1 protein-coding gene is annotated in these 259 nt (G+C 40.9%); it reads right to left on the bottom strand.

All coding sequences use genetic code 11. The features are described from left to right. A partial coding sequence (locus tag E1140_RS00025; protein ID WP_155177921.1) for a carboxypeptidase-like regulatory domain-containing protein occupies positions 1-259 on the bottom strand: 259 nt, incomplete at both ends.

Raw genomic sequence — 259 nt, 5'->3', positions numbered from 1 at the left:
TGAAGCAACAGAGTAACCTAATGCCTTCTTTTCTCTTTCAATACCTACCGCTGTTACAACAACTTCTGACAGTTGCTTCACATCAGGAGACATCTGCATGTCAATAACCGACCTAGTACCAACTACCACTTCTTCAGTGCCTAAACCGATAAATGAAAATACTAATGTACCACCTTCTGATGGCACAGAAAGCTTAAAATTACCGTCTATATCGGTAACAGTACCAGTGGTTGTACCTTTTAGTACAACGTTCACACCG

It is taken from the genome of Fulvivirga lutimaris, from assembly GCF_009711525.1.
Taxonomy (GTDB): Bacteria; Bacteroidota; Bacteroidia; order Cytophagales; family Cyclobacteriaceae; genus Fulvivirga; species Fulvivirga lutimaris.
Note: the sequence above shows the minus strand (reverse complement) of the source record. Positions and strands in the feature narration are given on the sequence as shown.